The following is a 26,827-nucleotide window of genomic DNA, read 5'->3' as shown; positions in this document are numbered from 1 at the left end:
GTGTCATACCCCCAGCGCTTCGTTGAGCGCCGCCATGCGGGCGGGCAGTTCGGCGGTGGGGAAGTTTTCCGTCACCACGCCATGATCCATGAGATAAAAGCGGTCAGCGACCTTGGCGGCGAAGCGGAAATTCTGCTCAACCAGCAACACCGTCATGCCACGTTTTTTCAACTCCACCAGCACATCACCGATGCGCTGCACGATAACGGGCGCAAGACCTTCGGTCGGCTCGTCGAGCAGCAGCACCTTGACCCCGGTGCGCAGGATGCGCGCAATGGCCAGCATCTGCTGTTCGCCGCCTGAAAGCTTGGTGCCGGGGCTGTTGCGGCGCTCATGCAGATTGGGAAAGAGTTCGTAGATTTCGTCAAGCGACATCGTGCCTTGACTGCCTTTGGCGACGACAGGCGGCAAAAGCAGGTTTTCATGCACGCTCAAGGTGGCAAAGATGCCGCGCTCTTCGGGCACAAAACCGAGACCGGCATGGGCGATGCGATGCAGCGGCACGCGCATGATGTCCTTGCCGTCGAGCGTGATGGTGCCGGTGCGCTTGCGGATGATGCCCATGATGGCACGCAGCGTCGTCGTCTTGCCGACGCCGTTGCGGCCAAGAAGCGTGATGGTTTCGCCGGGCCAGATATCGAGGTCGACGCCGTGCAGGGCATGGCTTTCGCCATACCAGGCATTGAGCCCGCGCACGGATAATAGCGGTTGGCCTCTATTCATGTTCGGTTCCCATATAGGCGGTGCGCACGCGCTCGTCCTTGGAGACGGTGGCATAATCGCCGGAGGCGAGAATTTCGCCGCGCTGCAGCACCGTGACGTGGTGGGCAATGTCGGCCACCACCTTGAGATTGTGTTCGACCATCAAGACCGCGCGATCCTTCGCCACATCGGCAATGAGGGCGGCAATGGTATGGACATCTTCATGGCCCATGCCCGCCATCGGCTCATCGAGCAGCAGAACCTTCGGATCGAGCGCCAGCGTGGTGGCGATTTCGAGCGCGCGCTTGCGGCCATAGGACAGATCGGCGGCCAGCGCATGACGGGCATCGGCAAGGCCGACCCGCTCCAGAAGCTCGATGGCCTGTGCGTCGAGCCGGTCGAGTGCTGACAGCGAGCGCCAGAACTGTGTGGCAAGCCCATTGGGACGCTGCAATGCGACCTTTACATTTTCCAGCACGGTCAGGTGCGGAAAGGTGGCCGAAATCTGGAACGAGCGCACCAAACCCATGCGGGCCACCTTGGCCGGATCGGTCTTGGTAATGGTTTCGCCCAGAAGTGTGATCTCGCCACTCGATGGCTGCAAGAACTTGGTCAGGAGGTTGAAAACAGTGGTCTTGCCTGCGCCGTTGGGGCCGATCAACGCGTGAACACGAGCATGTTCCACATCGAGGTCGACATTCTTGACTGCATGAAAGCCGCCAAAAGACTTGCCCAGTCCGCGTGCCGACAGAACGGTCTTGCCGGATGAGCCGCCATCGTTCGGCCCTGCTTCATGCAGGGCCGTCATATTGCCAGTTGCTGCGTTCATTCAACCAGCCTCTTTTTACTGCGTTACCAGCGGGCAGCCGCTTTCTTCCGGCTTCATGTAGGCCTGATCGCCGGGAATGGTTGCAAGAACCTTATAGTAATCCCAAGGCGCCTTGCTTTCATCAGGCTTCTTCACTTCCATCAGATACATGTCGTAGATCATGCGTCCGTTGGCGCCGACCTTGCCGTGACGGGCAAAGACGTCTTCGACCGGCATTTCATGAAGCTTCTTGGCAACGGCCTCGGTTTCGTCGGTTCCGGCTTCCTTGATCGCCTTCAGATATTGAGTGACAGCGGAATAGGTGCCTGCCTGAACCATGTTCGGCATACGGCCCGTGCGCTCGAAGAATCGCTTGCCGAATTCGCGCGATTCATCGTCGCGATCCCAGTAGAAACCTTCGGTCAGCGTCAGGCCTTGAGCGGCTTCGAGGCCGAGACCGTGCACTTCCGACAGGGTAAAGAGCAGGGCCGCGAGGCGCTGGCCACCGGCAACGATGCCGAATTCAGCCGCCTGCTTGATGGCGTTGGACGTGTCGAGACCTGCATTGGCAAGGCCGACCACCTTGGCGCCGGAGGCCTGTGCCTGCAGCAGGAAGGAGGAATAATCAGTGGTTGCCAGCGGGTGGCGCACGGAACCCAGAACCTTGCCGCCCTTGGATTCGACGAATTTGCTTGTCTGCTCTTCGAGCGAATAGCCGAAAGCATAGTCGGCAGTGAGGAAGTACCAGGTATCGCCGCCCTGCTGCACAAGCGAGCCGCCGGTGCCGACTGCAAGCGCATGGGTGTCATAGGCCCAATGGAAGCCATAAGGCGTGCACTGCTTGCCGGTCAGTTCCGATGTGGCCGCACCTGTGTTGATGGTGATCTTCTTCTTGTCCTTGGACAGGGCCTGTACGGCGAGGCCGACCGACGAGGTTGTCAGTTCCATGATGGAATCGACCTGCTCGGTGTCGTACCACTGGCGCGCGATGTTCGAGGCGACGTCCGGCTTGTTCTGGTGGTCCGCCGTGATGATCTCAATCGGCGCATCGAGCACTTTGCCGCCGAAATCTTCAGCCGCCATCTTGGCAGCCTCGAACGACCATTTGCCGCCGAAATCGGCATAAACGCCGGATTGATCGTTCAGAATGCCGATCTTGACCTTGCCGTCGGAAATTTCCGCTGCCGACGAGATAGCCGTGGCGGCGAAAAGCGCTGCCGTTGCAAGTGCGAGACATTTCATGAAGTGCTCCTCCCAATAACACCAAAACCGCCACGGAAAACCCGCACGGCATTCTTCAGAGCGCCATGCATCCTTACGGACGTACAAACGACGCTCTAAACTATTGAATCTACGCATTGTGCTTTCTGAAAATCGATTCCGATTTTCCGGCTAATGCTGTAGTGAAGCAGTCTTTCGAGATTAGGAAACGGCTTTTCCTCTGTGCCGTTCGCCCTCTGCTTCCGCCCGATTTGTTCCTCCGCCCCGGGCGTTTCTTTCTTTATTGCAGCTCCTGACGCAAACCTGTCTGGCATTTTCGACGGAGCTACTTTTTGAAACGGTAGCATTGACAAATGCGTACACGAACAACAATTTTTGAACACCGTCTGTTCGAAAACGTACAGATAGAGAGGCGGGGGCCACTGCAACTGTTTGGGAGGGGTGCATGCGGCAGTTCACATGGGACGATCTGCAATATTTTCTGGCGGTTGCGCGCACCGGCCAGCTCTCCACGGCGGCGCGGCAATTGCGCACCAGCCATGTCACTGTTCTGCGCCGGATCGACCGGCTGGAACAGGCCCTTGCGACCAAGCTTTTCGAGCGCAATCCGCGCGGTTATCTACTGACGCCCATCGGCGAACGGCTGGTGAACTCTGCCGAGGTCATGGAGCGCGAGGCGATGAAGTTCCAGACCGAGGCTACCGGCAATCTGGCGGCGCTGTCAGGTGTCGTGCGTCTCTCGACGCTGGAAGGTTTCGGCAATTTCTTTCTTGCCGACCGTCTGCCTGTGCTGGCGCAATCCTATCCGAGCCTGTTCGTGGAAGTGGTGACGATCCAGCAGATCATGTCGCTGTCGCGCCGCGAGGCGGAATTGTCGATCACGCTGCATATGCCGCGCACCGGTCCCTATCACAGCGAGAAGCTGACGCCCTATCGGCTCTTCATCTATGGTCATCGCGATTATCTGGAGCGGCATCCGCCGATCAGGACACGCGAGGACATGGCCCGGCATCCGTTCATTGGTTACATCGACGACATGGTTTTCACGCCGGGCCTTGATTACATGCGCGAAATCCTGCCAGGGCAGCGCTGCACCTATCAAAGTTCCAGTATTCATGCGCAACTGATCGCCACGCAGATTGGCTATGGCTTGTGCGTGCTGCCTTACTTCATCGCCAGCCGACATCCGGAATTGGTTCCGGTTCTGCCGCGCGAGATGCATCTGGTGCGTGAATATTGGATGAGCTGTCACATAGATGTGGTGGCTGCACCGCGAATCCGGGTGCTGAGCGATTTCATGATCCGCGCTGTGCGCGAATCTTCAGCAATCTTCCTCGGGGAACCCCTGCTGAGGGCATGATATTGTCGTTCGTTACTGATCAGATAGTGCCGCCGCCGATGGCGAAAATGCAAGTAATGACGAGTGCGGTAAAGCCGAACCCGATAATGAATAGATTAAGCGTCTTCATGTCCCCTCCTTTTCAACCCGGAGGCGTTATGTTCGACTTATGGTAGAATGTCTACCTTAAATTGTAATAGTCCAAACTAAAGTTGTATAACTGAATTTTAGACGGTTTCGCGCTCGATATCCCGGCGAAGCACGATTGCGGTAGTGAGATCCTCTACAGTTTCATGGGTGGCGATGAGATCACGCAGGCTGTTGAGGCGGTCTATGGTGGGGACTTCAACCTCGACGATCAAATCGAGCTGGCCACTCACCGACGATACCCGGCGCACCTCGGCATGGCGCGCCAGCTCATCGAGAAGGCCAAGCGCCGGTGTACGCTTGAGGCTGACCAGAATCATGGCGCGGATGACGTTCCTGTCGATCTGGCCGATGTCTGCCCTGTAACCGCGAATGACGCCATTTTTCTCAAGATTGGCGACACGCTCTCCGGTTGCACTGCGCGAAAGACCGATGCGTCCCGCCAGGGTTTTCAGCGGAATGCGCGCTTCCTTGGAGAGAATGGCCAGTATCTCGCGATCCTTCGCATCCAGTTCCCGCATGGTCGGTTCTTTCGTATTATCGTAAATGTGCCGGTCCATTCCGGCAAAGTGCCGGTCTGACCGACGCCTTGTCTGATGCCTGAAAATCGCGGACATGCCAAGCTCATCCTGTTACTTCCCATTCATATTCAACCCGTGAAGCGCCTCCCATGACCGATATTTCGCATCCCGCCCCCGATTTTTCTCCGCAAGAGGCTGAAGTGCTGGCCCAGCTTCATTTCGGCGTGACGGCGAGTGCCTCGCCGCTCGACAGCGAGCGTGATCGCAATTTCCGGCTGAAGACGGGCAATGGATCGGGGGACTGGATTCTGAAGGTCGTGAATGCCAGCGAACCGCGTGTTGAAAGCGAATTCCAGACAGCGCTCCTGCAGCATCTGGCCAAGGCTGATCCGGCGCTTGCCGTACCGCGCCTGAAGGCGAGCCTGTCGGGTGAGGTGCTGGCCTCTATCGAAAAGGAAAAGGGCAAGCCCCATGCGCTGCGGGTGGCAAGCTGGCTGCCGGGCACGCCGCTGGCCGAGGTCAGGCGCACTAAGGCGCTGATGCACAATCTGGGCGGTGCGCTGGGGCAGCTGGACCGCGCCTTGCAGGGCTTCATCCATCCGGGTGCCTTGCGCGATTTCGACTGGGATGTGCGCCACGCCGGACGGGCGCGTGACCGTCTGCATTTCATCGACAAGCCGGAAGACCGCGCCGTCGTCGAGCGCTTCCTAGTCCGTTTCGAGCGCGATATCGCGCCGAAGCTGCCGCTCCAGCGTGCGCAGGTAATCCACAGCGATGCCAATGACTGGAATGTGCTGGTTGATCCGCAGGATAATGAACGTATTGCCGGGCTGATCGATTTTGGCGATGCGGTTCACACCGTTCTGGTTGCCGAAGTGGCGATTGCCGCTGCCTATTCCATTCTGGATATGGACGACCCGATTGGTGCAGCCGCAGCCCTCGCTGCCGGGTTCCATGCGAAATATCCGCTTTTGCCGCAGGAAATCGATCTCATATTCGATCTGATTGCGATGCGCCTCGTCACCAGCGTCACGCTGTCGGCTTCGCGCCGCGAGAAGACCGGCGATAATCCTTATCTTGCGATCAGCGAAGCGCCTGCATGGCGGCTTCTGCACAAGCTTGATGCCATGAACCCGCGCTTCGCCACCGCCATCCTGCGCAAGGCATGCGGTTTCGATGCTGTAGACGGTGCTGGTGCAGTGCGTGACTGGATCAGTGCCAACCGAAAGAACCTCGCCCCCATCGTTCGCCCGCATCCGGCGACCATGACCAAGGCGCTGGTGCCCTATGGCGACCCGGCCCATGTGATGACGGTCGATTCTGCCGGGCAGCGCCCAAAGGAAGCCACCGCCTGGTGGGATGATTTCTGCGCCCGCAACCATGTGCAGCTCGGCATCGGTCCATGGGGCGAAAAGCGTACTGTCTATACCGATGAGGCGTTTCGTTCACGCTTTGTCGAAGGCGAGCGGCGTGTCCACCATCTGGGCCTTGACCTGTTCATGCCTGCAGGCACGCCCGTCTACACGCCGCTTGCAGCTACTGTGAAAAGCGTCGAGATCGAGACCGCGCCACTTGGCTACGGCGGCCTGATTGCGCTGGAACATCAGTCGGAAGGCTGCCCGCCTTTCATCACGCTCTGGGGCCATATGGCGCATGAGGCTGTGTCCCGCCTGAAGCCGGGGCAGAAACTGGCCGCCGGTGATCTCGTCGGCCAGATGGGCGACATGCACGAGAATGGAGGTTGGACACCGCATCTCCATTTCCAGATTTCGACGGATACCGGCCTCACGGCAGCGGAAATTCTGGGCGTCGGCGAACATGCCTATCTTGATGTTTGGGCCGATATCTTCCCGGATGCCGCAGCTCTTGCCGATATTCCGGCGGAAGCCTTTCGCCAGACCGGTCGCACGCGCGCCGAGATCGTCAGCGCCCGCAAGGATATTCTGCTGCCGAACCTCTCCATCTCCTACTCCGAGCCGATCAAGTTCGTGCGTGGTGAAGGCGCATGGCTGATCGACAATCGGGGCCGCGCCTATCTCGATTGCTTCAACAATGTCTGCCATCTCGGCCACGCTCATCCGCAGGTGGTGGAGGCGATTGCCAGACAGGCCGCAATCCTCAACACCAATACGCGCTATCTGCACGACAACATCGTTTCCTATGCGGAGCGCCTGACGGCGACTTTGCCCGAAGGTTTGACGGTGGCCTCGTTTGCCTGCTCAGGCAGTGAGGCGAACAGTCTGGCGCTGCGTATGGCACGCGCGCATTCGGGCCAGCGCGATGCGCTGGTGCTCGACTGGGCCTATCACGGCACGACCCAGGAGCTGATCGATCTCAGCCCTTACAAGTACAAGCGCAAGGGCGGCAAAGGACGTCCGGATCACGTGTTTGAGGCCGTCATCCCTGACAGCTACCGCGCGCCGGAAAACTGGCCGCTGGCAGAACATGGCAAGCGCTTTGCTGAAAGTATTGCCGAGCAGATTGAGGCCATCAAAAGCCTTGGACGCGGCCCGGCTTATTTCATTGCCGAGTCGATCCCGAGCGTCGCCGGTCAGGTTTTCCTGCCGGAAGGCTATCTGCAGGAAGTCTACGCGATGGTGCGGGCGGCTGGTGGTGTCTGCATCGCGGATGAGGTGCAGGTTGGCTTCGGCCGTGTCGGCAGCCACTGGTGGGCGTTTGAAATGCAGGATGTGGTGCCGGATATCGTCACCATGGGCAAGCCTATCGGCAACGGCCATCCGATGTCGGCAGTGGTAACGACCCGTGAAATAGCCAGCAGTTTCAACAATGGCATGGAATATTTCAACACGTTTGGCGGCAATCCGGTTTCCTGCGCGGCAGGTCTGGCAGTGCTGGATGTCATTGAGCGCAACGATCTGCGCCGCAACGCGTTTGATATCGGCAACTATCTCATCGACGGGTTCCGCTCGATGCAGAAGCGCTTCGATATCATCGGTGATGTGCGCGGGCAGGGGCTGTTCCTCGGTATCGAACTGGTCACGGATCGCAAGACCAAGGAACCGGCAACGGCTCTGGCCAAGAAGATCAATGATGGCGCGCGCGAACGCGGCATTCTGATGGGGACTGAAGGTCCGTTCGACAATGTTCTGAAAATGCGCCCGCCGATGATCTTCACGCGTGCCAATGCCGATCATCTGCTGAGCGTTCTGGAGGACAGCTTCGCGGCTGCACTGAAGTAGTTCGTAGTCGGATAACTGAACAAACAACAAGCCCGGTGGCGTGCTGCCGGGCAATGGATCGGCTTTTTCGAAATTCTGGGCCGAAATTCTGGGCCGAAACTCTGGCCTGAAACTCTGGCCTGAAACTCTGGCATGAAACTCTGGGAGGAGGAACAATGAAAAAAATAGTTTTGGGTTCGTTATTGGCGGCGGGCTTTGCCATGTCCGCTCAAAGTGGGGCGCAGGCGGATACGCTTTCGACCGTGAAGGAGCGCGGCAAGATCAATTGCGGCGTCAGTCAGGGCGTTGCAGGCTTTTCGTCGCCAGACGATCAGGGCAAATGGACCGGCTTCGATATTGATTTCTGTCGTGCGGTATCGGCGGCAGTCTTTGGCGATCCTGACAAGGTGAGCTTCATTCCGCTTTCGACCAAGGAACGCTTCACGGCGTTGCAATCCGGCACGGTCGACCTGCTTTCGCGCCAGACCACCTGGACGCTTTCGCGTGATGCGGGCATGGGCATCCATTTCGTCGGCACCGCCTATTATGACGGTCAAGGTTTCATGATCCGTAAGGATCTGGGTATCGATAGCGCCTTGAAGCTCGACGGCGCTTCGGTCTGCACCGAGCAGGGCACGACCACCGAACAGAACGCCGCTGATTTTTTCAGCGCCAACAGTATCAAGTATGAACCGGTGGTGATTGATTCTGCCGATGGCATCCTGAAGGCATTTGAAACGGGTCGCTGTGATGTTTACACGACCGACGCGTCCGCACTTTATGCGCAACGTCTGAAGCTTGCCGAACCTGATGCTTTCACCGTTCTGCCGGAAGTGATTTCCAAGGAGCCGCTTGGACCTGCCGTCCGCCAGGGCGACGATAAATGGTTCAACATCGTTCGCTGGACGCTGTTTGCAATGCTTGAGGCAGAGGAACTGGGCATTACGCAAGCCTCCGCTGATGCAGATCTGAACTCCAAGAAGCCGGACGTGCGCCGTTTCCTCGGATCGGAAGGCGATAGCGGCCAACAGCTCGGCCTTGAGCCGAAATGGGCCTATAATGTCGTCTCCAAGATCGGCAATTATGGCGAAATGTTTGAACGCACCATCGGCAAGGGCAGCCTGCTCAAGATCGACCGCGGCATCAATGCGCTGTGGAACAAGGGCGGGCTCATGTATGCGCCGCCTGTAAAATAACCGGTTTACAGCTCTTCGAGCAGGTCGCCGGAGGCTTCGATATCACGCAGGCGCTTTCGTCCGGAAGCGCCTGCTTTTTCAATGGCCCGCGTGGTCAATAAATGGCAGAGCGCCATGACCGCAACGTGATTGAACAACGGGCCGGGCGCCAGTGTCTGGCAATGAAAATGCCATTGCGCGGAAGCCCGGAACGGCGCGCCTTCATCGGTGATGTAGAGAAGTTTCGCACCACGCTTTTCGATGGCGGCAAGGATGTCGTCCATTTTTGCAATACGGCGGCGAAGCGCGAAGACGATGACCATATCGTCGGGGCTGATGCTGGCAATATATTCGCCAAGTGTCTGGCCTGGTCCGGGAACCGCAACGATATTGTCCACCACCTGTATCATCTGCCATTGCAGATAGGCCGCAAAAGGCTGGCTGCTGCGAAAGCCGAATACCCATGTCTTGCGTGCGCCGAGCATTGCTTCCACAACGGCATCGATCTGTGTTTCGCGTATGGAAAGAAAGGTCTTTTCCAGATTGGCGATGCCCTGACCGACATGCGACGACAGGGACTGGCCGCTCTCCGCATCGGTGGCACTCGACAGAAACAGACGCGATCCCGTCTGTTTTTCCTCACGGGCATGGCGTCGGGATTCTTCATAGGTGTCATAACCGAGGCGCTGTACGAAACGCGTCACGGTCGCGTTGGAAACATGGGCGAGAGCTGCCAGTTCCGACGCCGAATAGCTCGCCAGTTCCCCTGGAAAATCACATACGAATTCACCCAGCCTTTTTTCGGCTGGCGGCAGTTCGTCCATAACGTCTCTTACGCGGGTCAGAAAGGACTTTTCGGTGGGTTTCATGTGCCGCCTGATGAAATCATATTTTCAGATTGCCTAACTATTAGCAGCTTTTGACTATTTTTGCATCTTTTTCGCCTAAGCTTTGAGCAGATTATCTATCTGAAAATAAACGATAAAAAATTGCTTGTAAAAATTGATTTTCTGATGTTTGATTATGAAAAAATAATTTCATACGGCTAATATCATGGGAGTTGGACCGTTATGGCAGGGGAACAAATGATACAATCCGGTGCGACGTCACCGGCCATCAAGCAGATGGAAAATGCATTGGGAAATATCGGCGTGACAACTGCGCACAAGCAGATTCTCGCGCTGATCCTGATCGGCTGTCTCTTTGACAGTTTCGAGCAGAACACGATTGGCCTCGTCGGGCCGATCCTTCGCGAACAATGGGGTCTGTCGGGCGCCGATATCGGCTTCCTCAATACCATCACTTTCGCAAGCGCGGCCATTGGCCGTCTCTTGTCCGGCATTCTTGGCGACCGGTACGGCCGCCGTGTCATGCTGACGATCAATCTTCTTCTCTTCACCGTCGGTTCCGCACTTTGTGCGCTCGCACCGAGCTTCGGCTGGCTCTGTCTCGCACGCGCCATCGTCGGCTTTGGTGTCGGCGGCGAAATTTCGACTGCCGTTACGATGCTTGCCGAATTCTGTTCGCCGAAGTTCCGTGGAACTGCAGCCGGTCTCGTCAATGTCGGCGCAGGCGGTTTCGGCAACTTCCTCGCCCCGGCTTTCGGCCTGCTGGTTTTCACGCTCTTTCCGGGCGACGACAACTGGCGCTGGCTCTTCGCCGTTCTGGCGATCCCCGCTTTCCTCGTTGTTTTCTTTCGCCGTTACGTGCCGGAAACACCGCGTTTTCTGGCCTCGCAAGGCAAGATCGACGAAGCAAACAAGGTACTTTCCATTCTGGCGTCCGGATCACTCCGACCCAAGAACCTGAAAGTCACTGAATATCTGTCGAAGTCGGAAGACAGTGACACCAAGCCTGTCAAGGGCAATTGGAGGGAACTGTTCCAGGCGCCTTATCTTGGCCGCACCGTCCCTGTGGCGATCGCGATCCTGATGAGCTACGGCGCACAGCTTTCCGTCCTGACGCTGATGCCAATGATTTTCGTTTCGATGGGCTACACGCTTTCGGGCAGCCTTCTTTACAGCATGATCATCCAGAGCGGCAGCGTGCTCGGTGCCATTGCAGCATCGGCATTCGGCTATTACTTTCCGCGCAAGAAAGTTCTCAGCCTGGGTGCAGTCTGTGCCTGTGCCGCAGCGCTTTCGATCATCTATCTGGGCACGAACATCTATCTGGTGCTGTTCTTCGGAGCGCTGTTCCAGTTCTTTGTCCTGTTGCTCAACACGTCGATCTGGATTTACGCGCCGGAACTCTATCCGACCCGTATCCGCGGCTTCGGTGTGGCACTCATCCTCGCGAGCGGTTCGGCTGCCGGATCCTTCGTGCCGACGATTGCGGGTGCCTTGTTCGACACATACGGAATGCTTGGTGTCTTCGGCCTTGCCGCATCGATGTATGCCATCTTCGCATTCTGCATCCAGCTTGGGCCGGAAACCTATGGTCGGTCCATGGAAGACTTGACGCAGCCGGCGGAAGCCGACGAGCCGACGGTCGATTTTACAAAAACTGCTAAAGAACAGGCCTGAACATGACTGCATCATCCCCCTATGTCCTGCTGATCAATCCAAACAGCTCAGAGGCAACGAGCGGGATGATGCTCGATATTGCCAGGCGGAAGGCGAACGGGCGGCTTCGGATCGAAGCCGCCACTGCGACACGCAGCCCTTCGATGATCGTCAATGACGAGCAGCTGATGGCTTCAGCGGCGCAGGTCATAGAAATCGGCAGGGGGCAGAATTCAAACTGCATCGGGGTCATTGTCAGCGCTTATGGCGATCCCGGTGTCGTGCATCTGCAGGAGAGCCTGGCCGTGCCGGTTCTCGGCATTTGCGAGGCCTCGATGGTCGAGGCAACACGGAATGGACGACGGTTCGGCATTGCGACGGTAACGCCGGATCTTGCCGATGCGATAGCGGCGCGGGCGGAAAGCCTAGGCCTGTCGCATCTTTATACGGGTATTCGCTGCACGCCCGGAGACCCTGAGAAGCTGGCGCGCGATGGCGCGCGTCTGCGTACAGAACTGGAAGCGGCGGTGCGGCTTTGCATCATGGATGGAGCCGAAGCGGTCATCATCGGCGGTGGGCCGCTCGGGGAAGCTGCGGAACAACTGCGTGGCGGCTTCGATATTCCGATTGTCGCGCCGATCTCGTCAGCGGTGGAGCTGATGATCGAAGCGCTCGACAAACAGCAGGTCTGTGGAGAAGCGCAGGCCTGATTGTGGGATTGCCGGGACACTCGTTCCAGCGACCGAAAGGCATTTTATCGGTGCGGTACACCCCCTTGCACCGGATCACAGATACGCCGGGGGCGTTGTGATTGAAAATGTCTTTTTGCACGCTTCCTTCTTGGCCGAGAAGAAAGCGTGCTTTTTTATTTGGCGTCCGTCTATCGCTGCTTGGCCAGACCCTGCTCGCGCATCTGACTGAGGCTCATCTTCGGTGAAAGCGCTTCCGGATCGATGCGGATTTCGATGAGGCCCGGCTTGCCGGACTTTTCGCAAGCCTCGAAGGCCGGTGCAAAATCAGCCGTCTTTTCCACCACTTCGCCATGCAGGCCATAGGCGCGGGCAAGCGCTGCGAAGTCAGGATTGGCGAGGCCGGTGCCTGAAACGCGGCCCGGATAGGTGCGCTCCTGATGCATACGGATGGTGCCATACATGCCGTTATTCACGACGATGAAGATGGCATTGGCTCCATACTGCGCTGCTGTTGCCAGTTCCTGTCCGTTCATGAGGAAACAGCCGTCACCTGCAAAGGCAACGACCGTGCGTTCCGGCGCGGTGAGCTTGGCCGCGACCGCAGCCGGTACGCCATAGCCCATCGAGCCGTTGGTGGGAGCCAGCTGGCTGCGATAGGTACGGTACTGGTAGAAGCGATGCGGCCAGGCGGAATAGTTGCCTGCGCCATTGGTGATGATGGCGTCGGCTGGCAGATGCGCGCGCAACCACTCCATCACTTCGCCCATCTGCACATCACCGGGGATGACCGGCGATTTGATGTTGTCGCGGTAATCGGCATTGGCGCTGTCGGTCCATGATTTCCAGCGCGGATCAGCAACCGGCGCAAGCTTTGCTGCTGCCGCACAGAAGGCAGGCATGGAAGCATTGACCGGAACGTCTGCATGATAGACGCGGCCCAGTTCCTCCGCGCCCGGATGGATATGGACGAGCTTTTGCTGCGGCACCGGAATGGAGACGAGTTCGTAGCCCTGTGTCGTCATTTCGCCGAGGCGGGCACCGATTACGATCAGCAGATCGGCGTCGCGCACACGCTGCGCCAGCTTGGGGCTGATCGAGGTTCCCATTTCGCCTGCATAGAGCGGGTGAGTGTTGTCGAACATGTCCTGGCAGCGGAAGGATGCCGCGACGGGCAGGTGCATGTTCTCGGCAAATTTCTGCAGATCGCTGATGGCTCTCGCATTCCAGCCGCCACCGCCGACGATCACCAGAGGCCGTTCGGCCTTTGCAAGAAGCGCCTGCATGTCCTGCAACTGGTCGGCACCTGGATGCATCTGAACCTGTTTAAAGGCTGGTGCGTCGCTGACGGCGGCATAGGATGTCAGCATGTCTTCCGGCAGGGCGATCACGACCGGGCCGGGGCGACCGTTGACGGCGCGGTGGAAGGCTTGGCTGACCAGTTCCGGAATGCGGGCGGCATCGTCGATCTGGACGACCCATTTGGCCATCTGGCTGAACATGCGGCGATAGTCGATTTCCTGAAACGCCTCGCGCTCGACCTGATCGCTGGCGACCTGACCGATGAAGAGCAGCATCGGCGTTGAGTCTTGAAAGGCTGTGTGCACACCGACAGAGGCGTTGGTTGCGCCGGGACCGCGTGTGACGAAGCAGATGCCCGGCTTGCCGGTCAGCTTGCCATAGGCTTCCGCCATATAGGCCGCGCCGCCTTCCTGCCGGCAGACGATCAGGTCAATCGCGTCGCTGGAATCATGAAAGGCGTCAAGCGCAGCGAGATAGCTCTCGCCGGGGACGCAGAAGACCCGGTCGGTGCCGTGGATGCGCAGCGCATCCACCAAAATCTGGCCCCCGGTACGGGCATTGGGTTTGCTCGTCATTGTATGCATTTCCTCAATCTCACCATGTCTCGCTCGCCATTCCGGCTCGCCTTGCAAGGACGGTTTCTCCGCCTCTTTTCAAAAAGATCCTCCCGAAAACCGGGACAATCCATGTGTTGGGGGAACGGGAACTCATGGTCAGACGCACCCAAATGGCCGACAGGTGCATAAACCTCAGTCTCGCGGCAAAGTTTACGTTCAGCCGCCTGCTTCTCCTCCCAGTCAAGCACGCTGATATGAACATAGCCAGCGGTGCGAATACAGATTAAACATCATGACTAAACTGTATGAACTCATGATGCACCGGTATGGAGGAATGGCAATGGCCAGGGAAAACACGGGTAAGATCCGCGTCGGTATTGGCGGGTGGGCCTATGAGCCGTGGGACAAGAGCTTCTATCCTGAAAAACTGTCGAAGAAGCGCCAGCTTGAATATGCATCGAGCAAGCTCACATCCATCGAGATCAACAGCACTTATTATGGCCCGCAGAAGCCCACGACCTTCGCCAAATGGCACGATGAAACGCCGGACGGCTTTGTGTTTTCATTGAAGGCACCGCGTTTTTCAACCAACCGCCGTGTGCTGGCGGAGGCGGGTGAGAGCATTGAACGGTTCATGACCGGCGGCATGATGGAACTGAAGGACAAGCTCGGCGTGGTCAACTGGCAGTTCATGGGAACGAAGAAGTTCGACCCCGTGGACTTCGAGGCTTTTTTGAAGCTTCTGCCGAAGCGTGTCGACGGGCGCGATGTGCGCCATGCGGTGGAGGTGCGTCACGACAGTTTCAATTCACCGGACTTCATCGCCTTGCTGCGCGAATATGGCGTAGCGGTGGTGATTGCAGGCGACAGCGACTTTCCGCAATTCGCCGATATGACCGCACCTTTCGCCTATCTTCGCATCATGGGAACGAAGGAAAGCGAGCCGCTTGGCTATGGTGAAAGTCATCTCGATCAGTGGGCTGCACGCGCCAAGGCGATAGCGGCGGGAGAACCCGCTGAAGGGTTGAAGACCGTGACGCCGCCTGTTGCGGACCATATCGCCCGCGATGTCTATCTCTATGTGATCAGCGGCTATAAGGCGCATAATCCGCATGCGGCCATGGCCTTGATCGAACGGACAAAATGATGCCTCGTGGCGGCTGTTGATTTTCATCTGAGTCGCCTGAGCATCATGTCAAAATTCGATCTTTCCGCGCTAGAAACCTTCGTTCGCACCATTCCGCAGCACTATAAAGGGCCAGGTGGCGCGGTCGCGGTGCTGAAAGATGGCAAGGTCGTGCTGCGCCATGCATGGGGCTTTGCCGATCTTTCCACTCGCAAGGCGATGACGCCCGAAACGCGCATGCCGATCTGTTCGGTCAGCAAGCAGTTCACCTGCGCCGTTCTGCTCGACAGTGTCGGCGAGCCGGAAGTTCTTGATGATGCGCTTGCCGCCTATCTCGACAAGTTTGCTGAAAAGCGTCCCAGCGTGCGCGATCTTTGCAACAACCAGTCGGGCCTGCGTGATTACTGGGCGCTGACGGTTCTGTGCGGAGCTGATCCGGAAGGCGTCTTTCGGCCCGAACAGGCGCAAAGCCTGCTGCGCCGCCTGAAGACCACGCATTTTGCACCGGGAACGCATTATTCCTATTGCAACGGCAATTTCCGCATTCTGGCTGATCTGATCGAGCAGCATACAGGTGGAACACTGATCGACCTCCTGTCGGAGCGCATTTTTCAGCCTGCGGGTATGAAGACCGCAGAGCTTATCCCTGATACCGCGCTGTTCAGCGAATGCACCGGCTATGAGGGTGATACGGTGCGCGGCTTCCTGCCTGCCGTCAATCGCATCCACTGGATGGGCGATGCCGGCATCTGCGCGTCGCTGGACGACATGATTGCCTGGGAACAGTTCATTGATGCGACCCGCGGCGACGAAAGCGGAATCTATCGTCGCCTGAGCGGTCTTCAGACTTTCAGCGACGGTGCTGCTGCTCCCTACGGTCTCGGCCTCAAATTCGAGGAAACGGGCGGCAAGCGACTGACCGGCCATGGCGGGGCTTTGCGCGGCTGGCGCTGCCAGCGCTGGCATTGCGCCGATGAGCGCCTTTCGACAATCGCTATGTTCAATTTTGAAGGCGGAGCTTCCGACGTCGCCTTCAAGCTGATGAACATTGCGCTTGGCGTCCCGACATCGGAACAGGTTCGCGTTGCAGCCGATGCCGTATGGTTCGGCTCATGGCTCGACCATGAAACCGGCCTCGTGCTGAGCCTTGAAGATGCCGGACGCGGACGCATGAAGGCACGTTTCGGCACTGGCCCGGAAATGATGGACGTCGTGGGCGAGAACGAAGCGCGTTCCTCGATGACCGCGATCCGCCGCGATGGCGACACGATCCATCTGGCGCGCGAGGACGAAAATCTGAGCCTGACAATGCAGCGCCTGAAAGGCGCGGCGAAGCAGGATATTGCGGGGCACTATCGCAGCGACGAACTTGAGGCCGATCTTTTGATCGTCAATGAGGGCGGTGCTTTCTATGGGGCCTTTGAAGGGTTTCTTGGCAAGAGCGATATGTATTCGCTCTATGAGGCGGGACCGGATGTCTGGCTGCTGCCGGTGCAGCGCTCGATGGACGCGCCGTCGCCGGGCGAATGGAAACTTGTCTTCCATCGTGACGCCAAAGGCGAGATAACAGGCATGACCGTCGGCTGCTGGCTGGCACGGCATGTGGACTACAGGAGAATTCAGGAATGAGCGAACTGAAAGTCAGAACCCGCGAGACGGGTGCCATCGCCGAAATGCCGCATGGAAAACTGCCAGTCATCACCACGCCGACCGGCGGCGTGGTCGAGCTCGTTACGAGTGTCAGTCAGGCGGGCTTCAATCCGCTCGATCTCATCTATTCGTCGGTCGCTGCCTGCATGGCGCTCAGCGCGCGCATTGCTGCCACCAAGCTCGAATTGAAGGAAAAGCTGACCGATGTGCGGGTGGAAGTGAAGGGTGACAAGGCGCATGAAGGACCGTCGCGTATCGAACGGTTCAACATCACCTTCCATTTCGGCGGTGACCTGACCGACGACGAAAAGTATCGTCTCGCCGAAATGGCTGAGGAAATCTGCACGGTCAGTAATACGCTGCGCGGCGAGCCGCAGTTTGATCTGAAGGTATCGTAACCTTCAGATCACATCGCGGATGCGATCGACGCCGAGCTTGATAACGCTTTCCATGGCCAGACGTGCTTTTTGTGGATCACGCGATGCAATGGCGTGGGCAATGCGCAGGTGATTGGCCGCGCATTCGGCAATGCCTTCTCGCGATGAGGCGGGTGATGAAAGCTGGAACGAGATTGCCAGCGCCGCTTCGATCAATCCGCTGACCGAGCGCATGAACGGATTGCCCGACATGCGCGCAATGGCCAGATGAAATTCCAGATCGACCTTGGCGATGGATTCAGGCGTGTGGTTCGGATCGTCGAACTTGGCGGCGAGCGCGTAAAGTTCGACAATCTCGTCGCTGGTGGCACGCTCTGCTGCTGCGGCGGCGGCTGCCGGTTCCAGCGCCATGCGCATTTCCGCCAGATGGTCCACGAAGACTTCATCGAAGCCTGCCTCGAAGCGCCATGTCAGAACATCGGGATCGAAGAAATTCCAGCTCGCATGGCCGAGAACACGGGTGCCGACCTTGGCCTTAGGTTCTATGAGGCGCTTGGCGGCAAGGGTTTTCATTGCTTCGCGCAGAACGGTGCGGGAAACGCCGAAGCGCAGCGATAATTCATGATCGCCCGGAAGGATGGACCCTGCAGGAATGGTTCCCGCGACGATGCCGCGGCCCAGTTCACCCACCACGACAGCGTGGCTGTTATGGCGTTTGCGTCCGGTTATGGCCGTTTCCAGCAATCCCAATTCAGGCCTCCTTCATTCGTTGCCTGGCTAGCTATTTGTTTCAATGCGCATCTTGCCCGAAAACCGGTTCCCACTTTTCGGGATGCGCCTTAGATCCGAGAACCACGCAAGTCCTCGTTGCAGAGCAATGAACAGGAACAGCAATATACCGATTGCTATTTTCGTCCACCAGGAAGACAGCGTTCCGTCGAAAACAATGTATGTCTGGATCAGCCCCTGTATGAGAATGCCGACAAATGTTCCGGCCACAAGGCCTGCGCCACCTGTCAGCAATGTCCCGCCGATCACCACCGAAGCGATGGCGTCCAGTTCTACCCCAACCGTCGCCAGCGAATAGCCGGACGACGTATAAAGCGTATAAACGATCCCGGCGAGGCCGGAAAGGATACCCGACATCGTATAGATGCCGATTGTCGTGCGGGCAATCGGAACGCCCATCAGCTCTGCCGACTGCTGGTTGCCGCCAAGCGCGTAGATATTGGCGCCGAAGCGCGTGCGATGGGCGATGATGCCGCCAACGATGAAGACCGCGAGCATGAGCATGGCGATGAATGTCAGCCTGCCGCCACCCGGCAGGCGGAAATAAAGCCCCTGCAAGGTGTCGAGAAACGGATGCGCGATGGGCACGGATTGCGTCGAGATGAGGAAGGCCGCACCGCGCGCCAGAAACATGCCCGCAAGTGTGGCCACGAAAGGCGGGATCCGCAAGAAATGGATCATCATGCCCATCCACGCCCCGAACAATGCAGCGATCACAAGAACGAGGCCGAATGCCACGAGCGGATGCACGCCGAGCTGCCCGACCATCACGGCAACGAAAACGCTGGTGAAGGCGATGACCGAGCCGACCGACAGGTCGATGCCGCCGGAAAGGATCACGAATGTCATGCCGACGGCGGCTATGCCGAGGAAGGCGTTGTCGGTCAGAAGATTGCCGATTACCCGTGTCGACAGCATGTTCGGAAACTGGACGATGCAGATCGCATAGGCGAGCAGGAAGATTGCAACCGTCGTCAGGAAGGGCAGATTGCGCAGTGCTCTCATTGCCGTGCTCCCTGCTGGCTTTGACGGACCGGATTGGCTCCATTGCCCTTGCGTTCCGAGCGCAGGAAGGTAATGAGCTGGACAATGGCCGGCGACTGGAAGGTGAGCACGATCACGATGATGACGGCCTTGATGATGAGGTTGAATTCCGGCGGAAAGCCCGCCATCAGAATGCCTGTGTTGATCGACTGGATGATGAGCGCGCCGAGCAGCGAAGCCATGATCGAGAAACGCCCGCCATTGAGCGAGGTGCCGCCGATGACGACCGCCAGAATCGCGTCGAGTTCAAGCCACAGCCCGGCATTGTTGGCATCTGCGCCGCGAATATCCGCCGCCGCGATCAGCCCCGCAAGGGCAGCGCCGACGCCGGAAACCGCATAGACGCTGAACAGGAGAAAGCGCGCCTTGACCCCCGCCAGCATCGCTGCGCGACGGTTGATGCCGGTCGCCTCGATCAGGAAGCCAAGTGCACTGGAGCGCACTGCGAGGCCCACAACGAGACCGGCCAGAATCCATATCAGGACTGGAACGGGCACACCGAGGAAGGAGCCGGAGCCAAGCGCCGCAAAGGAGTCATTGTTGAAGGTCAGGATCGCGCCTTCGGTGATAAGCTGTGCGATGCCGCGACCTGCCACCATCAGGATAAGCGTCGCGATGATCGGCTGGATATCGAAGACCGCAACCAGAAAGCCGTTCCACAAGCCACACAGAAGGCCCACGCCAAGCGCTGCCGGAATGACGATTGCAAGCGGATAGCCCGCGACGATGAGCGACGCGGCAAAAGCACCGCTGATCGCCATGACTGCACCGACTGACAGATCGATGCCGCGCGTTGCGATCACCAGCGTCATGCCGACAGCCAGAATGGCGACGGGTGCGGCGCGCACCAGAATATCGATCAGGCTTCCATAGAGCCGTCCGTTCTGGAAGGAAATGTCGAGAAAGCCGGGTGCGATGATGGTGTTCGCCACCAGAATGAGCACAAGGGCGGCCAGTTGCGGCGCCAGTCTTTTGAGTTTTCTGGTCATGCGGGCAATCATGCTGCAGCTTCCTTTTCGCTTCCGGTCTCTGCGATTGCACGCACGATATTGTCGGCAGTGATTTCCTCGCCCTTCAGTTCCGCCACATGGCGACGGTCGGACAGGACGATGACGCGATTGGCAACGGCGGCAAGCTCCTCGAATTCCGACGAGATGATGACCAGCGACATGCCTTCGGCGCAAAGTTCGCCGATGAGCTTCAGGATTTCAGCATGGGCGCCGATATCGATGCCACGCGTCGGCTCATCGAGGATCAGCAGGCGTGGGTCGGTGGCAAGCCAGCGTGCCAATATGGCTTTCTGCTGGTTGCCGCCGGACAGGAACTTGATCGGCTTGTCAGGATCGGGCGGGCGAATATCGAGCGCCTTGATGTAACGCTGCGCAAGCGCCGTCTTCTCGCGTGAGGAAATCGGTCTGGACCATCCGCGCTTCGCCTGAACCGCCAGCGCGATGTTCTCCGCCATCGAGAAATCGCCGATAATGCCGTCTGTCTTGCGTTCTTCTGGGCAGAAGGCGAAGCGTTCCGCAATGGCCGCAACGGGCGAGGGGAGCCTCGTTTCCTTGCCGTCGACGGTCAAGGTGCCGCTATCGGTCTGATCGACACCGAACATCAACAGCGCGGTTTCGGTGCGGCCGGAACCGAGCAACCCGGCAATGCCAACGGCTTCTCCCGGCTGGATCGAGAGATCGAACGGCGCAACGCTGCCTTGTCTGCCGAAGCCTGCAAAGCGGATCGGGGCAACCGTGTCGCGGCTTACTTCCTCGGTCAGCTGGCGGCGCACAGTTTCCTGCAACTGGTGGCCGAGCATCATGGAAATGAGATCGGTGCGCGGCAGTTCCGACAGGTTGCGGCTGCCGACCAGCCGTCCGTTGCGCAATACGGTGGCGCAATCGGCGATGGCGTAGACCTGATCCAGAAAATGGGTGATTACGATGATGCCGAGGCCTTCTGCCTTCAACTGGCGCAGCACGCCGAACAGCATCTCGACTTCGCGTGCATCGAGACTGGCGGTCGGTTCGTCAAGGACGAGCACCTTGCCTGAGAGATCGACGGCGCGTGCAATCGCGATGATCTGGCGGATGGCGACCGAATAGGCGGACAGAGGCACGCCGACATCGATGGTGAGGCCATAGCGGGAAAGAAGGTTCGTCGCATCTTTTTCCATCCGGCCCCGGTCGACCAGTCCGAAACGTTTCGGCTGGCGTCCCAGAAACAGGTTTTCTGCTACCGTCAGATTTTCGAGAAGGTTGACCTCCTGATAGACCGTGCCGATGCCAAATGTCTGCGCTTCAGCCACGGAGGCGGGCGCAATCGGCTGGCCCTCAAGCAGGATCGAACCACCGAAGCCGTGGTAAGCGCCGGTCAATATCTTGATAAGCGTGGATTTACCCGCGCCGTTTTCGCCGAGCAATGCATGGATTTCCCCGCGGTTGAGCGTGAAATCGACATGGTCGAGCGCGGTCACGCCCAGAAAGGATTTGGTGATCGAACGGGCTTCAAGAAGCGGCATTGCGGCCGCCGATGGAGCGTCTTTTGCAGCCATGGCAGTCTTCCATTGCATTTTGCAAAGGTCATTCCGGGCCGCGACAAACGCGGCCCGAGGACGAGAGGATCAGTAACCGAGACCCTTCTTGGCTTCGTAGACGGCCTTCGGATCGTCAGCCTGCGTGTAGAGCTTCGATTCCGTCTGGATCCACTTCGGTGGAACGGTGCCCTTGTCCTTGAAGGCTTCAATCGCGTCGAAGGCCGGGCCTGCCATGTTCGGCGTCAGCTCGACGGTCGCATTGGCTTCGCCGTTCGCCATGGCCTGAAAGATATCCGGTACGGAGTCGATCGACACGATCTTGATTTCCGTGCCCGGCTTCAAGCCAGCTTCCTTGATTGCCTGAATGGCGCCGACAGCCATGTCGTCATTATGGGCATAGACGGCGCAGATATTCTTGCCGCCGCCTTCGGCCTTGATGAAGCTTTCCATGACTTCCTTGCCCTTTGTGCGGGTGAAGTCACCCGTCTGCGAGCGGGAAATCTTGATGTTGTCATGACCCTTGATGGCGTCTTCAAAACCCTTCTTGCGGTTGATGGCGGGCGAGGAACCGGTGGTGCCCTGAAGCTCGACCACATTGCACGGCTTGTCGCCCACATCCTTCACCAGCCAGTCACCGGCCACCTTGCCTTCATGAACCTGATCGGAGGTTACGGCGGTCAGATAAAGGTCTTCCGGAGAATCGATCTGGCGGTCGAGCAGGACGACCGGAATTTCGGCTTCCTTGGCTTCCTTCAGAACGGCGTCCCAACCTGTGGAGACCACCGGTGCGATCAGGATTGCATCAACCCCTTGAGCGATGAAGCCACGAACGGCCTTGATCTGGTTTTCCTGCTTTTGCTGTGCATCGGCGAACTTGAGCGTATAGCCGCGTTTTTCGGCTTCCTGCTTGGTCAGGGCCGTTTCTGCAGCACGCCAGCCCGATTCCGAACCGATCTGCGAAAAGCCAACCGTCAGCGATGCAGCAGATGCGCTCGAAATCAGGGCAAAAGAAAATGCGGCCGTCAGGGCCGTCAATGTGCGTTTCATGATGGTTCCTCCCAGTAAGGCCCTCCCGGCCTTCGCGTTTATGAAGCATATAATATTACTTTATGGCAAGCGCCTTTCGACGTTTCCCAATAAAATGCCGGTGCGACAAACGCGCAATATTGCTATTTACATATATAAAACAAAGGCTTGTATTCGTGCGAGGGGGGCAGGATTCGCGAACTGCCCCGGTGGGGGCGTCTGCTTGCTTGACAAAGCGGGTGACGGCAAAATAGTCATATTAATAACACGAACCGTAAATTGGCGTCTTATGGCGTTTCTCAAGCGGTCGGGGTGAATTCCGCAACGGGTATGCGGAAAATGGGAGGTTTAATGTTGCGTCTGGTCCAGTTCCGCGATGAAAGCGGAGAAATGCGTGTGGCTGCCTGCAGTGAGGAGGGAGCGGCGCATGTCGTCAAGGGCGTAGCAACGACCTATGAGCTAGCCTCGGCAGCCATTGCAGCGGGTATCAGCCTTGAGGCACAAGTCGTACGCAGCGGCAAGGGCGAAGCCGTCGATATAGACGCCGCTCTGGCTGCGGGCCGCGTCGGCCTGCCGATTACCCATTCTGACCCAGCACATCTGATTGTTGCCGGCACGGGCCTCACACATCTTGGCTCTGCTGACGGTCGCGACAAGATGCACAAGGCAGCACAGGCCGCCGAAAAACCGACCGATTCCATGCGCATGTTCCTGATGGGTGTCGAAGGCGGCAAACCGAAGCCGGGCGAAACCGGCGTGCAGCCGGAATGGTTCTACAAGGGCGACGGTTCGGCGCTGGTGGCAACCGGCGGCGAACTGGTTTCGCCTTCCTTTGCGGAAGATGGCGGCGAAGAACCGGAACTGGCGGGCATCTACCTGATCGGCCCGGATGGTACGCCATTCCGGCTTGGCTTCTGCCTTGCCAATGAATTTTCCGATCATGTGACCGAGAAGCAGAACTATCTCTGGCTTGCCCATTCCAAGCTGCGTCAGGCCGCGTTGGGGCCGGAACTATATGTGGGGGCGTTGCCTGACCATGTGGAGGGCGTTTCGCGCATTCGTCGCGGCGATCAGGTGATCTTTGAAAAGCCGTTCCTTTCGGGTGAAGCGAACATGTCACATACGATCGCCAATCTGGAACACCATCATTTCAAATATGAGCTGTTCCGCCGTCCGGGCGACATTCATGTTCATTTCTTTGGCACGGCAACCTTGTCTTTCTCAGAAGGCGTGAAGACGGAAGCTGGCGACCAGTTCGAGATTTCCGCCAAGCCGTTCCGTTATCCGCTGGTCAACAGGCTGGCTCAGGCAGCAGCTAAAAACCTTGTCGTGAAGGCGCTTTGAACATGGCGGCGGAACCGAACATCGCTCTCGCAATCGTCGGTCTGGGCAAGATTGCGCGTGACCAGCATCTGCCGTCTATTGAAGCCGTCGATGGCATTGAGCTGAAAGCCATTGCCAGTCGCAATGCCGGGCTGGACGGCCTGCCGTCTTTTCACAACATCGATGAGCTGCTGGGCAGCGACGTTGCCATTGACGCGGTGTCGCTCTGCACACCGCCGCAAGGGCGCTTTAGCCAGGCCTACGCAGCCTTGAAGGCGCGCAAGCATGTGATGCTGGAGAAGCCTCCGGGTGCAACCATTTCGGAAGTGCAGGCGCTGGAGCGTCTTGCGCAAGCGGAAGACGTGACGCTTTACGCCACGTGGCACTCGCGCGAAGCCGCAGCGGTCGAGCCGGCGCGGGAATTCCTGAAAGATGCGGAAATTCGTTCGGTTTCGGTCACGTGGAAGGAAGATGTCCGCCACTGGCATCCCGGCCAGCAATGGATCTGGGAGCCGGGTGGTCTCGGTGTGTTCGACCCAGGCATTAATGCGCTTTCCATCGTCACGCATATTTTGCCGGAGCGCTTCTTTCTCACGCAATCCGATCTTTATTTTCCCAAAAACCGTGCGGCACCCATCGCAGCCGATCTCAAGTTTCAGACGGAAAGCGGCATACCGGTTTCGTTCGAACTCGACTGGCGCCAGACGGGTCCGCAGACATGGGATATTCGTGTTGAGACCGATAAAGGAACGCTGCTTCTCAGCCATGGCGGTAGCCGCCTGACCATCGCAGGCGTGGAGAAAATGGCCGAGCCGGACCGCGAATATCAACGACTTTACAAGCGTTTCGTGCAATTGATCGGCGCGGGGCGTTCGGATGTTGATCTCGCTCCACTGACCCATGTGGCCGATGCGTTTCTGCTCGGAAAGCGGCATGTCGTCGAAGCTTTTGAAGATTAGGAATCGAGGTTGTCGTAACGCGGCCTCTCACCCACGCAGGACAATGAAATGAACAAGCCCGTCTCTCCGAAAACGCCAAAGCTCCGCTCGCGCGCCTGGTTCGACAATCCTGATAATGTCGATATGACGGCGCTCTATCTGGAGCGCTACATGAATTATGGCCTGAGCCAGGAAGAGCTGCAGTCCGGTCGTCCGATCATCGGCATCGCGCAGACGGGCTCCGACCTCTCACCTTGCAACCGTCATCATCTGGAGCTGGCCAAGCGCGTGCGCGAAGGTGTTCGCGAGGCGGGCGGCATTGTCATTGAATTTCCGGTTCATCCAATTCAGGAAACCGGCAAGCGCCCGACCGCTGGTCTGGACCGCAACCTTGCCTATCTCGGCCTCGTGGAAGTGCTTTATGGCTATCCGCTTGATGGTGTCGTGCTGACAATCGGTTGTGACAAGACCACGCCTGCCTGCCTGATGGCAGCCGCAACTGTCAATATTCCGGCGATTGCTCTGTCGGTGGGCCCGATGCTCAATGGCTGGTTCCGCGGCGAACGCACAGGCTCCGGCACCATCGTCTGGAAGGCGCGCGAGCTGCTTGCCAAGGGCGAAATCGACTATCAGGGCTTCGTCAAGCTGGTTGCTTCCTCGGCTCCATCGACCGGCTATTGCAACACGATGGGCACGGCCACGACGATGAATTCGCTCGCCGAAGCGCTCGGCATGCAGCTTCCGGGCTCCGCCGCCATTCCGGCGCCTTATCGCGACCGTCAGGAAGTTTCTTATCTATCGGGACGCCGCATCGTTGAAATGGTGCATGAGGATTTGAAGCCGTCGGACATTCTGACCAAGGATGCCTTCGTCAATGCCATCCGCGTCAATTCCGCTATTGGCGGTTCGACCAATGCGCCGATCCATCTGAACGCTCTGGCCCGTCATGTCGGCGTGGAGCTGACGGTCGATGACTGGCAGAAATATGGTGAGGAAATTCCGCTTCTGGTCAATCTGCAGCCTGCCGGTGAATATCTTGGTGAAGATTACTACCATGCGGGCGGTGTGCCAGCCGTCGTCAATCAGCTGATGGGGCAGGGCCTCATCAATGAAGATGCGCTGACCGTCAATGGCAAGACCATCGGCGAGAATTGCAAGAACGCGACCATCGAAGACGGCAATGTCATCAAGACCTACGATCAGCCGCTGAAGAAGCATGCCGGATTCCGCGTGCTGCGCGGCAATCTGTTTTCGTCGGCGATCATGAAGCTCAGCGTGATTTCGGACGAGTTCCGCAATCGCTACCTGTCCGACGACAAGGACCCGAATGCATTCGAGGGTAAGGCGGTCGTATTCGATGGGCCGGAAGATTATCATCACCGCATCGACGATCCGGCACTGGAAATCGACGAGAATACGGTGCTGTTCATGCGTGGCGCTGGCCCCATCGGTTATCCGGGTGCGGCGGAAGTCGTCAACATGCGCGCGCCGAATTACCTTCTGAAAAAGGGTATCAGCTCACTGCCATGCATCGGCGACGGTCGCCAGTCGGGCACGTCGGGTTCGCCTTCGATCCTCAATGCCTCGCCGGAAGCTGCTGCTGGCGGCGGTCTGGCTATTCTGAGGACCGGTGACCGCGTGCGTATCGATCTTGGTCGCGGCAGCGCTGACATTCTGATCTCTGACGAAGAACTGGCCGAGCGTCGCAAGGCTCTGGAAGCTGCCGGTGGCTACAAATATCCGGAAAGCCAGACACCGTGGCAGGAAATCCAGCGCGCTGTTGTCGGCCAGATGGAAACCGGTGCAGTTCTCGAAAACGCGGTCAAGTATCAGGACATCGCGCATACGCGTGGCCTGCCGCGAGATAACCACTAAGGTTCCCC

At 58.3% G+C, this 26,827-nt stretch carries 22 protein-coding genes; 11 read left to right on the top strand and 11 right to left on the bottom strand.

Features of this window, described 5'->3' with window-relative positions:
* Nucleotides 1-3: 3 nt before the first annotated feature.
* The 3 genes from OHI65_RS18935 to OHI65_RS18925 are packed head-to-tail and all read right to left on the bottom strand — an operon-like array spanning nt 4 to nt 2,752.
* A complete protein-coding gene (locus OHI65_RS18935; protein ID WP_010659467.1) occupies nt 4-723 on the bottom strand; it encodes an ABC transporter ATP-binding protein in 720 nt (239 codons plus the stop codon).
* Nucleotides 716-1,531: an ABC transporter ATP-binding protein gene (locus OHI65_RS18930; protein ID WP_010659468.1), complete on the bottom strand. Its 816-nt coding sequence runs from the start codon at nt 1,529-1,531 to the stop codon at nt 716-718. Before OHI65_RS18930 ends, OHI65_RS18935 begins: the two co-directional genes overlap by 8 nt.
* 15 nt (nt 1,532-1,546) lie before the next feature.
* Nucleotides 1,547-2,752: an ABC transporter substrate-binding protein gene (locus OHI65_RS18925; protein WP_012091473.1), complete on the bottom strand. Its 1,206-nt coding sequence runs from the start codon at nt 2,750-2,752 to the stop codon at nt 1,547-1,549.
* Nucleotides 2,753-3,176: 424 nt separating this feature from the next.
* On the opposite strand from OHI65_RS18925, the gene OHI65_RS18920 reads away from it, so the two are divergent.
* Nucleotides 3,177-4,091, top strand: coding sequence for a LysR family transcriptional regulator (locus OHI65_RS18920; protein ID WP_012091474.1), 915 nt, complete (start codon nt 3,177-3,179; stop codon nt 4,089-4,091).
* A gap of 206 nt (nt 4,092-4,297) precedes the next feature.
* Here the strand turns inward: OHI65_RS18920 and OHI65_RS18915 are convergent, their stop codons facing one another.
* Nucleotides 4,298-4,738: an Lrp/AsnC family transcriptional regulator gene (locus tag OHI65_RS18915; protein ID WP_010659472.1), complete on the bottom strand. Its 441-nt coding sequence runs from the start codon at nt 4,736-4,738 to the stop codon at nt 4,298-4,300.
* A 149-nt stretch (nt 4,739-4,887) separates the two neighbouring features.
* On the opposite strand from OHI65_RS18915, the gene OHI65_RS18910 reads away from it, so the two are divergent.
* Both OHI65_RS18910 and OHI65_RS18905 read left to right on the top strand, forming a co-directional pair.
* Nucleotides 4,888-7,938, top strand: coding sequence for an aminotransferase class III-fold pyridoxal phosphate-dependent enzyme (locus tag OHI65_RS18910; RefSeq protein ID WP_125299996.1), 3,051 nt, complete (start codon nt 4,888-4,890; stop codon nt 7,936-7,938).
* Between the two features lie 155 nt (nt 7,939-8,093).
* Nucleotides 8,094-9,113, top strand: a complete 1,020-nt coding sequence (locus OHI65_RS18905) for an amino acid ABC transporter substrate-binding protein (RefSeq protein WP_012091476.1) — start codon at nt 8,094-8,096, stop codon at nt 9,111-9,113.
* Nucleotides 9,114-9,118: 5 nt separating this feature from the next.
* Here OHI65_RS18905 and OHI65_RS18900 read toward each other — a convergent pair whose 3' ends face one another.
* Entirely contained in the window at nt 9,119-9,961 is an 843-nt protein-coding gene (locus tag OHI65_RS18900; protein WP_010659475.1) for a MurR/RpiR family transcriptional regulator, read from the bottom strand.
* A gap of 201 nt (nt 9,962-10,162) precedes the next feature.
* Between OHI65_RS18900 and OHI65_RS18895 the strand changes: the two genes are divergently transcribed.
* Both OHI65_RS18895 and OHI65_RS18890 read left to right on the top strand, forming a co-directional pair.
* The gene (locus OHI65_RS18895) at nt 10,163-11,617 is read left to right on the top strand and encodes an MFS transporter (protein WP_010659476.1); all 1,455 of its coding nucleotides are present in this window, start codon (nt 10,163-10,165) and stop codon (nt 11,615-11,617) included.
* Nucleotides 11,618-11,619: 2 nt separating this feature from the next.
* Entirely contained in the window at nt 11,620-12,306 is a 687-nt protein-coding gene (locus OHI65_RS18890; protein ID WP_012091477.1) for an aspartate/glutamate racemase family protein, read from the top strand.
* A 170-nt stretch (nt 12,307-12,476) separates the two neighbouring features.
* On the opposite strand, the gene OHI65_RS18885 is transcribed toward OHI65_RS18890, so the two are convergent.
* Nucleotides 12,477-14,162, bottom strand: a complete 1,686-nt coding sequence (locus tag OHI65_RS18885; protein ID WP_125299997.1) for a thiamine pyrophosphate-binding protein — start codon at nt 14,160-14,162, stop codon at nt 12,477-12,479.
* A 322-nt stretch (nt 14,163-14,484) separates the two neighbouring features.
* Between OHI65_RS18885 and OHI65_RS18880 the strand changes: the two genes are divergently transcribed.
* From OHI65_RS18880 to OHI65_RS18870, 3 genes are read left to right on the top strand one after another with little or no spacing between them, the layout of a single operon-like run.
* Nucleotides 14,485-15,291 carry a DUF72 domain-containing protein gene (locus tag OHI65_RS18880; protein ID WP_125299998.1) on the top strand — a complete coding sequence of 269 codons (807 nt, stop codon included), beginning with the start codon at nt 14,485-14,487 and terminating at the stop codon, nt 15,289-15,291.
* Nucleotides 15,292-15,336: 45 nt separating this feature from the next.
* Nucleotides 15,337-16,899, top strand: coding sequence for a D-aminopeptidase (locus OHI65_RS18875; protein WP_125299999.1), 1,563 nt, complete (start codon nt 15,337-15,339; stop codon nt 16,897-16,899).
* Nucleotides 16,896-17,318, top strand: a complete 423-nt coding sequence (locus tag OHI65_RS18870) for an OsmC family protein (RefSeq protein WP_125300000.1) — start codon at nt 16,896-16,898, stop codon at nt 17,316-17,318. The genes OHI65_RS18875 and OHI65_RS18870 overlap by 4 nt, the downstream gene beginning before the upstream one ends.
* 3 nt (nt 17,319-17,321) lie before the next feature.
* Here OHI65_RS18870 and OHI65_RS18865 read toward each other — a convergent pair whose 3' ends face one another.
* The 5 genes from OHI65_RS18865 to ytfQ all read right to left on the bottom strand — a co-directional run bounded on the left by OHI65_RS18865 (nt 17,322) and on the right by ytfQ (nt 22,704).
* The gene (locus OHI65_RS18865) at nt 17,322-18,047 is read right to left on the bottom strand and encodes a FadR/GntR family transcriptional regulator (protein ID WP_010659482.1); all 726 of its coding nucleotides are present in this window, start codon (nt 18,045-18,047) and stop codon (nt 17,322-17,324) included.
* 27 nt (nt 18,048-18,074) lie between these two features.
* On the bottom strand, nt 18,075-19,091 hold the full coding sequence (gene yjfF / locus OHI65_RS18860; RefSeq protein WP_010659483.1) for a galactofuranose ABC transporter, permease protein YjfF: 1,017 nt from the start codon (nt 19,089-19,091) through the stop codon (nt 18,075-18,077).
* On the bottom strand, nt 19,088-20,131 hold the full coding sequence (locus tag OHI65_RS18855; protein WP_125300001.1) for an ABC transporter permease: 1,044 nt from the start codon (nt 20,129-20,131) through the stop codon (nt 19,088-19,090). Before OHI65_RS18855 ends, yjfF begins: the two co-directional genes overlap by 4 nt.
* The gene (locus OHI65_RS18850; RefSeq protein WP_125300002.1) at nt 20,128-21,675 is read right to left on the bottom strand and encodes a sugar ABC transporter ATP-binding protein; all 1,548 of its coding nucleotides are present in this window, start codon (nt 21,673-21,675) and stop codon (nt 20,128-20,130) included. The genes OHI65_RS18855 and OHI65_RS18850 overlap by 4 nt, the downstream gene beginning before the upstream one ends.
* Before the next feature lie 69 nt (nt 21,676-21,744).
* Nucleotides 21,745-22,704 carry a galactofuranose ABC transporter, galactofuranose-binding protein YtfQ gene (gene ytfQ / locus OHI65_RS18845; RefSeq protein ID WP_010659486.1) on the bottom strand — a complete coding sequence of 320 codons (960 nt, stop codon included), beginning with the start codon at nt 22,702-22,704 and terminating at the stop codon, nt 21,745-21,747.
* Between the two features lie 330 nt (nt 22,705-23,034).
* Between ytfQ and araD1 the strand changes: the two genes are divergently transcribed.
* Genes araD1 through OHI65_RS18830 form a run of 3 tightly spaced genes read left to right on the top strand, consistent with a single transcriptional unit; the run spans nt 23,035 to nt 26,819 of the window.
* Entirely contained in the window at nt 23,035-24,027 is a 993-nt protein-coding gene (gene araD1 / locus OHI65_RS18840) for an AraD1 family protein (protein WP_125300003.1), read from the top strand.
* A gap of 2 nt (nt 24,028-24,029) precedes the next feature.
* Nucleotides 24,030-24,965, top strand: a complete 936-nt coding sequence (locus OHI65_RS18835) for a Gfo/Idh/MocA family protein (protein WP_125300004.1) — start codon at nt 24,030-24,032, stop codon at nt 24,963-24,965.
* A gap of 48 nt (nt 24,966-25,013) precedes the next feature.
* On the top strand, nt 25,014-26,819 hold the full coding sequence (locus tag OHI65_RS18830) for an IlvD/Edd family dehydratase (RefSeq protein ID WP_010659490.1): 1,806 nt from the start codon (nt 25,014-25,016) through the stop codon (nt 26,817-26,819).
* Nucleotides 26,820-26,827 lie beyond the last annotated feature (8 nt).

The sequence above is a fragment of the Brucella sp. MAB-22 genome, from assembly GCF_025908475.1.
In the GTDB taxonomy this organism is placed as follows: Bacteria; Pseudomonadota; Alphaproteobacteria; order Rhizobiales; family Rhizobiaceae; genus Brucella; species Brucella anthropi.
Note: the sequence above shows the minus strand (reverse complement) of the source record. Positions and strands in the feature narration are given on the sequence as shown.